The organism is Nitrosomonas sp. Nm132, from assembly GCF_900100485.1.
GTDB lineage: Bacteria > Pseudomonadota > Gammaproteobacteria > Burkholderiales > Nitrosomonadaceae > Nitrosomonas.
The window spans coordinates 1-8,673 of record NZ_FNDH01000067.1; the positions used below are offsets into that span (position 1 = coordinate 1).

Sequence of the window (8,673 nt, forward strand, 5' to 3'; positions counted from 1 at the left end):
TCCGCACGTCCCATGGAGTGGCGCTTTACGAATGATGACGCTCGGGTAAAATTGAAGAAACTTTACCCGACTTTAGAAGAATGACTGAGTACTAGTGTTTAATTGCAAAAATAAGATATGTTATCATTGAGATTAACTACTTGTTTTATATGAATATATTTTTCTGAAAGTTTGCATCGAATTAATGCAATTAAACACTAGCACTCAAGATTGCGACCGAGTCCGTCGAGTTATTCCAAAACATCCGTACTAAAAGCTACCAATTGGCCCAATCCCTCGCTCCGTAACTGACCCGTCCCTTTATCTACTCGGCGCCGCCTCACTGCGGAAAAGACAAACTCGTCTTCAAAAAGCTAAAATGTAACAATAACACTGAAATTAGTGGCGTCATACTCATACTCGCCATCAAATTCACTGCCTCCTGCCTGCTTTCACTTCCGCGATTATGCTTCGTGAGCATCCGCAGGTGAGATTAAAAATTCAATCGCGGAATTTGGGTAACAATGAAAATTGACAATCCCCCTTATTTAGCATAGTATTCTTGGTTGATTTGTATTCGAAAATAAAAAGAGCGAGATAAGTTCAGTGAAAACCTTTTCAGCTAAGCCACATGAAGTTAATCATGATTGGTTTGTTATAGATGCGACTGATAAAGTTTTAGGGAGATTGGCTGCAGCGATAGCACATCGCTTGCGAGGGAAACATAAGCCTATCTATACTCCGCATGTCGATACAGGAGATTATATCGTTGTCGTTAATGTAGACAAAATACGCGTAACGGGTAATAAGGAAGAAGACAAGAAGTATTATCGGCACAGTGGCTATCCTGGAGGGATATACGAGACTAATTTCAAGAAGATGCATGCGCGTTTTCCTGGGAAACCTTTGGAGAAAGCAGTCAAGGGTATGTTGCCTAAGGGTCCATTAGGCTATGCTATGTTTAAAAAGCTTAAGGTGTATGCAGGTGATTCTCATCCGCATACTGCACAGCAACCCAAACTATTAGAAATCAGAGCTTAATTTATGGCAATAAATTATAATTACGGAACTGGTCGCAGAAAGAGTGCTGTAGCTAGAGTTTTTATTAAATCGGGAAGTGGCCTATTTACTATAAATAATAAGCCGGTAGATGAATATTTTTCACGCGAAACCGGTCGCATGATTGTTCGCCAACCGCTTGAGTTAACGGGCAACATGACAAACCTGGATATAATGGTCAATATCTGCGGTGGCGGAGAATCCGGGCAGGCCGGCGCAGTGCGTCATGGAATAACCAGAGCCCTAATTGATTATGATGAAACACTTAAGCCGGCTTTAAGTAAAGCTGGCTTTGTGACGCGTGATGCGCGAGAAGTTGAACGGAAGAAAGTTGGTTTACGTAAAGCTCGTCGGCGTAAACAATTTTCTAAACGTTAACTTACTTATTTATCTATTCAAGAAAAGCCGCCCATACTGGCGGCTTTTTTGTTTTACCAGAATTAAGGCATACTCTTCTACACGGGAACACTATGATTAAAATTGGCATAGTAGGTGGAACAGGCTATACAGGCGTAGAGCTACTACGCATTCTTGCACAACACCCGAAAGTTCAACTAAATGTAATTACCTCGCGCCAGGAAGCAGGAATAGCCGTTGATGAGTTATTTCCCAGTTTACGTAAGCAAGTAACACTTAAGTTTTCTGATCCCAGTCAAGCCGAACTAAACAAATGTGATCTTGTTTTCTTTGCGACTCCCAATGGAGTCGCTATGCAGCAGGCAAGATCTCTATTTGATGCAGGCGTTCTTATTATTGACTTATCCGCTGACTTTCGTATTAAAAATATAGCAGAATGGGAAAAATGGTATGGCATGCCTCATGCCTGCCCAGAGTTAATTGCTGAAGCCGTATATGGTTTGCCTGAAATAAATCGTGAACACATAAGGAATGCACGGCTAATAGCTAATCCAGGCTGCTATCCTACCGCAGTACAACTAGGCTTTCTACCTTTAATTGAAGCTGGAGTGATCGACATCAATCAACTTATTGCCGATACAAAGTCAGGGGTATCAGGCGCAGGACGTAAAGCAGAGGTACAAACATTATTTTCAGAAGCCGCAGACAACTTTAAGTCCTATGCCGTACCAGGACACCGCCATCTACCCGAAATAAAGCAGGGTTTATCCAGTGTCGCTAAAAAACAAGTTGACCTTACATTTGTGCCCCATCTCACACCCATGATTCGCGGAATACATGCAACTTTATATGCAAAACTTATTAAAAAAGTTGATTTACAGACTCTGTATGTAAATCGCTATGCTAATGAGCCATTTGTCGATGTATTGCCAGCAGGCAATCATCCAGAAACACGTTCTGTTCGCGGATCTAACTATTGCCGAATTGCAGTACACCGCCCACAAGATGGTAATATCGCGGTAATACTCTCAGTAACAGATAATCTCGTTAAGGGTGCTGCAGGACAAGCGGTACAAAATATGAATATTATGTTGGGATTTCCAGAAACATTAGGGATTGAACATGTTCCACTATTGCCCTAAGCAATATTTTTACGCCTAGCTTATCTATAGAATAAGAAACTGTCCCAACAGAAATACCCCCAATGAAGTAAATTGATGCTAATGATATATTTTATGTTGATTCAGACACAAATTGATTTTTAAAGTGTCGAAATAGAACTAATATAGTTTACTCAAGTTCTTCATTTAATAATAGATAGGTAGAATAATATGAACGTGGCAACTGGCATGAATACTGAAAACCAATCATCCTTAATTTTTACTGAGAATGCAGTAGGCAAGGTCAAGCACCTAATAGAGGAAGAAGGAAATTATAATTTAAAATTAAGAGTCTTCATAAGTGGAGGAGGATGCTCAGGCTTTCAATATGGCTTTACTTTTGATGAAACCATTAATGAAGATGATTTTGTTATGGAAAAAGGGGGAGTAAAACTATTAATCGATTCAATGAGCTTTCAGTATTTAATTGGTGCTGAAATTGATTATCAGGAAAATCCTCAAGGCGCTCAGTTTATTATCAGAAATCCTTCCGCAGCGAGCACGTGTGGCTGCGGTTCCTCCTTCTCAATTTAGCCATTCACTGTGAGGCGCGCTCAAGCAGTATAAATCGCTCCAAGAACACGGCTACCTTGTGCGCCCGTAACAGCAGGAAGATTAGCAGGGACTTTATTGATAGTCTGTTTGGCTAGCCAAGCAAAAGCAAATGCTTCTATCCAATCAGCATCTATACCCAACACATCGGTTAAATCAACTTTTTTCTCCGGCAAGATGGCCTTCAATCCAGCCACTAGCCTCTCATTGCGCGCACCGCCACCACACAAATAAACTTCTTCAGCCTCTGGAAAATGAAGTCGTATAGATCGTGCAATTGCTTCAGCGGAAAGTTCCAGTAACGTAGCCTGCACATCTTCAGGCACCTCATTCCCGCGCAAATAACTTCTTAACCATTCATTATTAAACATCTCTCTACCTGTACTTTTCGGTGGTGGTAAAGAAAAAAATGGAAATGCAAGAAATGCTTCCAGCAACCCTGGAATAATACACCCTGTTCCAGCCCAAGAACCATTGTGATCGTAAACGCTTCCTCTATGGTGCAAACACCAGGCATCCATCAATATATTTCCCGGGCCACAATCAAAACCAATAATCCCGCTCTTAGGCGAAAGACTAGTAATATTTGCAATTCCACCAATATTGACTATGATGCGATGTTTCTTTGTATGACCAAATAGAACTTGATGAAATGCCGGCACCAAAGGAGCACCTTGCCCCCCCGCCGCGATATCACGATTTCTGAAATCAGCAACCACAGTAATACCAGTAAGTTCCGCCAGAAGTGCGGCATTGCCTAATTGAATACTATAAGCTCTATCAGATTGGGGACAGTGCCTTACTGTCTGACCATGACAGCCAATGGCAGCAATACTTTTCGAGCTAATCCCGCTATTAACAAGAAGGCCTTCTACGGCATCAGCATATAATCTGGATAGCTTATTACTCAGTAAAGCAGCACGATGAAGCTCATCATGATCCGCTCGATTTAACGCCAACAATTGCTCTCGTAAGTATTTGTCATAAGACAAGAAATAGGTTTGGATCAAAGAAGGAGTCGATGAATCAAAATTTACTAATGCTGCATCTACCCCATCGAGACTTGTTCCAGACATGATCCCTATATAGAGAGATTCTCTCAATGACTTAACTCGCTAAACTGGAATATATTCGTAAAACTCAGAATCAGTTGGCAGAAGCAAAATTGGCATTACGAAGAAGATCTAATCGAGCAACAAGTTCTTTTGTTTCTCTATGAAACACAGTTCTATTTTTTTTGCTGATAGGTAGCGCGGCAGGCATCACCATCTTTGACGGATCACGCTGAATCCCATTTATGCGAAGCTCATAATGTAGATGTGGACCTGTTGCCATTCCAGTTGAACCAACATATCCAATTACCTCACCTTGCTTAACATGCCTTGCTTTCTGCATACCTTTCCTGAAAGCTGATAAGTGCCCATAAGCAGTGCTATACTCCCCGCGATGTTTCAATACAACCAGGTTTCCATATCCGTTTTGCCACCCACTATATTCTACTGTTCCATCTGCAGTTGCCATTATAGGTGTGCCAATTGGCGCTGCATAATCGACTCCTTTATGAGCACGCCATTGTTTTAATATCGGATGGAAACGAGCATTTGTAAATCCTGAACTGATTCGAGAAAATTCTAGGGGTGCACGCAAAAATGGTTTACGTAAACTCTCGCCGGAAGGGGTATAGTAATCACCTTCCTCATGAGGAGTCTGGAAATATACTGCCCGATAAGATTTACCCTTGTTGATAAATTCGACAGCTAGAATACGCCCATGTTGCGCACTCTCACCATTATCATGAAACGTCTCATAAACGACCGTAAAACGATCACCTTTGTGCAAATCACGATAAAAATCAATATCTGATGCAAAAATATTAGCAATCTGCATCGCAATACTACTGGGTAATCCAGCGGCATCTGTAGCTGCGAACAAAGAGCTTTCTATCACTCCAGAACCAACCCGAATACGGGCATTCGCTTCAACTGACTGCTCGCTCATTTCATAGGCGTCATCAACCTTCTCTATCAGGAACTGCTCTCCATTACCATAAAAATATCGTAGTGTTAACAGTTCTCCATCTGCCGTTGTTTCAGCATGAATAATTTCTCCTGGCTTGAGCTGCCGCATTGCCTTGCTGTCTTTGACAATACGTAAAAAATTGGCTTTATCCTGCTGATTAACTTCCAGCCGTGAAAGAATCGCCGCAATCGTGTCTCCACGACGAATATTTTCCTGATGCCAGAAAGCGCTATTAGTATCATCAGAAATTGACATTTCAGGGAGTGAGAGAGTACGAACAATTTTACGCTCAGGAATATCTTGCAAAGAAGCGTTTGGCGAGATGCCAAATGCAGTAACCATACCAAATAAGGGCAAACTGGATAAGATTGTTAACCAACGTAATCTTTTTTGTGTAAACACCGACGGCTTTTGCGCTAGAATCCTCATTTTATCGCGTGGTGACGTATATAGCATCTTATGTTACATCTCCTATCTGATTGTGAGCCGGCCCTTAGTCTAGCACAGAAATGCATAATCCCTAGCAGGCCGTTGAAAAACTCGGCATTTTGATTCTGAAATTTCTCTTTTAAAAGACTGCAAGCACTTTGGTTGTTTTTGCAGATCTATTTTTACCAAAGAGGCTCATTTTTTTGATCAGTTTCTGTCCGAATTTCCTGTAAATCCTGCTCTTTTGTTCTTATCCGCCTGTTTTAGGCGGATTTTGGACGTACCGTCCCTATGTGCGCGAACCCGTCCACCCGCCGGTCAGACTTCCGATGCACACCAGATCGTAAATCGCGGCAATAAACCGGAGTTGCCCGCTGATTTTATTGCGCCGGACCAACTTCAGCTTACGCATCCCGCCTACCGTTTTGATCCAGCCCAATACTTCCTCGATCCGTTTGCGAATCTTCAGACTGGTCGCATAGCCTTCACTCTGGCAAATATCATCCGGCATGGTGCTGCCTTTGCATTGGGCTGCCATATGCGGGATCATACCCAGCGACCGCACTGCCTTGACATGCTTATCCACATCGCAGCCGCGATCTTCCCCCACTGTGGCTTCCGGGTTGACGTTGGCTTGCAACAGCTTGAGCGACTCTTCCCGTTCGGCCATCCCTGTCGTCGCCGATACGCTTATATCTACACCAGACCCAGACCGTTACGGTTCTCCATCAGTACATACTCCATGTGGCACAGACGACTGGCATCGCTGTCACTCTTGCGCGCCAAGTGTGCGCCAAGATCAGTGGCCGATGCATGGGTGGCGTTGCCGCACTTTTCACCCTTTGAAGTTCCGACCTGGATTGCGGGTGTTGTCATCCGGCGGATTGTTGGCGCCATCTTTGCGCACAAAGCTTTTGCGTGACGCCCAGGCATCCAGCAGTGTGCCGTCAATGCTGAAATGTTCATCACTGCTCAGTTCCACCCACTCCGTCAGATACTTGACACCCATGAAAAAACACCCAGCCATTGCGTTGTCCAGCAGGCGGTTGCGGTTATGGGTAAAGGCACTTTGATCCCACGCCAGATCGTCAATACCCAGCCCAACAAACCAGCGGTACAGCAGCCTGTATTCGATGTGCTCGACCAGTTACCGTTCAGAACGGATGGTAAACAACACCTGGAGCAGCGCATGATTGGCAGGTATCCGTTTTTCCAAGTTGATGTAGCTGAAAAGCTGTTGTTGGGAATGTTCAATGCCGCGCATGATTCAGTATAGTAAGGTTTTTGCAAAATTTTACCGGAGCAAGTCGGTTTTTCAACTGCCTGCTAGCCTGGTATTATATGGAAAACAAACTTAAAATAAGCTGACCACCTGGATCCTAAAAATAAACTATTGTATTTATTGTGTCTAATTCAATCACCGAACAACTAAAAAAAATTAAGCGCGGCTGTCATGAGTTGCTGGTAGAAGAAGAATTAATCCAGAAGCTTGAGACGGGTATCCCTTTGAGAGTTAAGGCTGGATTTGATCCTACTGCACCTGATTTACATCTGGGTCATACGGTATTGCTCAATAAGCTACGCCAGTTCCAGGATATGGGTCACCATATCCTGTTTCTAATTGGTGATTTCACGGGAATGATCGGTGATCCTAGCGGTAAAAATTCAACACGCCCCCCGTTAACTCGCGATGAAGTTAAGCAGAATGCTAAATCTTATACAAATCAGGTTTTCAAAATCCTCAGATCGGATCAAACTGAAGTAGTATTTAACTCCACCTGGATGGATAAGCTCAGTGCCGTTGATCTCATTAAACTTTCCGCGACTCACACTGTTGCACGGATGTTGGAAAGAGACGACTTTAGCAAACGCTACCGTAATAACCAAGCTATTGCTCTCCATGAGTTCTTGTATCCGCTCATTCAAGGCTATGACTCAGTTGCGCTCAAGGCTGATATCGAATTAGGAGGCACTGACCAAAAATTCAATTTATTGATGGGACGTGAATTACAAAAACATTTTGGCCAGTCGCCGCAATGTATTCTCACCATGCCGCTGCTAGAAGGGTTGGATGGCATCAACAAAATGTCCAAATCCCTAAACAACTATGTTGGTATTACTGAAAATCCCGCTGAAATATTTGGAAAACTTATGTCTGTTTCCGACAGATTAATGTGGCGTTATATCGAGCTACTTTCATTTGAATCATTAAATACTATCCAGAATTGGAAGCAGGAGGTGGAAAAAGGCCGAAATCCGCGAGAAATTAAGGTGCTGTTTGCTCAAGAAATTGTCGCCCGTTTCCATAGCAAGACAGATGCTGAGAAAGTGTTGATCGATTTCGAAGCTCGCTTTAAAAAGGGAGTTATACCAGATAATATTCCGGAGAAATTACTATCGATTGACGAAATCAATATTTCTATTGCCCAGCTACTTAAACAAGCAGGGCTAACACCTAGTACCAGCGAAGCATTGCGCATGATTGAGCAAGGTGGTGTAAAGCTAAATGGAAATAAAATCGTTGACAAGGCAATTCATGTCGCCGCTGGTGAAACAGTCATTGTTCAAGTGGGCAAGCGTAAATTCTCCAAAGTAACAATAACTTCAGAAAAATCTTAGAATTCATACTCCGCGCATATTAACGTGAGTTCGACATAAAGATCACATCAGCACGACCTGGAAGAGCTTGAGAGGGTCTGATATTAAGTGAGGTTTTTTTCTTCTAGAATGCGTAAGCTACCAGCTCGGCTATCAGATTAACAAAAAAGTTAATGGTGTCGAGGAAATGTTTGCTTAGAGTGCCCAGCTTATGGAAACGCTCATTCCCGGGCAAATCCTGAATCTTGATGTGACGTGATTTTTCGTTGTGCTTTGAGCTGGGTGATATGGGCCTTTAGCGCCTCAATTTGCTCATGGAGAGCGATTTTCCTGGCCAGAACAGGCTCCATCTGTTCGGGTTCAATGGTTTGCTCGATATTGAGCGCACCCAATTGCGCCAGCAAGCGGCTACATTTGCCGTTAGCGCTGCGTATCTGACTATCGAGTTGGCGATAGTCAGGATTGACGACCAGAATCGGATCAGTGATTTGCTCTGTGTGGTAGTCAGCTAATCTCTCCA

8 protein-coding genes and 1 pseudogene are annotated in these 8,673 nt (G+C 43.1%); 5 read left to right on the forward strand and 4 right to left on the reverse strand.

Translation table 11 applies throughout. From position 1 onward, the window contains the following. Positions 1-585: 585 nt before the first annotated feature. From rplM to erpA, 4 genes are all read left to right on the forward strand, one after another. The gene (gene rplM, locus BLP80_RS13730; protein ID WP_090544178.1) at positions 586-1,020 is read left to right on the forward strand and encodes a 50S ribosomal protein L13; all 435 of its coding nucleotides are present in this window, start codon (positions 586-588) and stop codon (positions 1,018-1,020) included. A gap of 3 nt (positions 1,021-1,023) precedes the next feature. Next, positions 1,024-1,416 carry a 30S ribosomal protein S9 gene (rpsI, locus tag BLP80_RS13735; protein WP_090544180.1) on the forward strand — a complete coding sequence of 131 codons (393 nt, stop codon included), beginning with the start codon at positions 1,024-1,026 and terminating at the stop codon, positions 1,414-1,416. 92 nt (positions 1,417-1,508) lie between these two features. Continuing rightward, the gene (gene argC / locus BLP80_RS13740; RefSeq protein WP_090544182.1) at positions 1,509-2,537 is read left to right on the forward strand and encodes an N-acetyl-gamma-glutamyl-phosphate reductase; all 1,029 of its coding nucleotides are present in this window, start codon (positions 1,509-1,511) and stop codon (positions 2,535-2,537) included. A gap of 189 nt (positions 2,538-2,726) precedes the next feature. Beyond that, on the forward strand, positions 2,727-3,089 hold the full coding sequence (gene erpA, locus BLP80_RS13745; protein WP_218120461.1) for an iron-sulfur cluster insertion protein ErpA: 363 nt from the start codon (positions 2,727-2,729) through the stop codon (positions 3,087-3,089). 20 nt (positions 3,090-3,109) lie between these two features. Here the strand turns inward: erpA and BLP80_RS13750 are convergent, their stop codons facing one another. From BLP80_RS13750 to BLP80_RS13760, 3 genes and pseudogenes are all read right to left on the reverse strand, one after another. Next, complete coding sequence (locus tag BLP80_RS13750) at positions 3,110-4,210, reverse strand: anhydro-N-acetylmuramic acid kinase (RefSeq protein WP_090544184.1); 1,101 nt, start codon at positions 4,208-4,210, stop codon at positions 3,110-3,112. 43 nt (positions 4,211-4,253) lie between these two features. After that, positions 4,254-5,528 (reverse strand): M23 family metallopeptidase, encoded by a 1,275-nt coding sequence (locus BLP80_RS13755; protein WP_371128835.1) that lies wholly within the window; start codon positions 5,526-5,528, stop codon positions 4,254-4,256. A 316-nt stretch (positions 5,529-5,844) separates the two neighbouring features. Then, a pseudogene (locus tag BLP80_RS13760) lies at positions 5,845-6,819 on the reverse strand (IS5 family transposase). A gap of 140 nt (positions 6,820-6,959) precedes the next feature. On the opposite strand from BLP80_RS13760, the gene tyrS reads away from it, so the two are divergent. Beyond that, the gene (gene tyrS, locus BLP80_RS13765) at positions 6,960-8,174 is read left to right on the forward strand and encodes a tyrosine--tRNA ligase (protein WP_090544188.1); all 1,215 of its coding nucleotides are present in this window, start codon (positions 6,960-6,962) and stop codon (positions 8,172-8,174) included. A gap of 200 nt (positions 8,175-8,374) precedes the next feature. Here the strand turns inward: tyrS and BLP80_RS15760 are convergent. Then, positions 8,375-8,673, reverse strand: a 299-nt coding sequence (locus BLP80_RS15760; RefSeq protein ID WP_176754379.1) for a putative transposase, incomplete at its 5' end; no start/stop codon positions are given.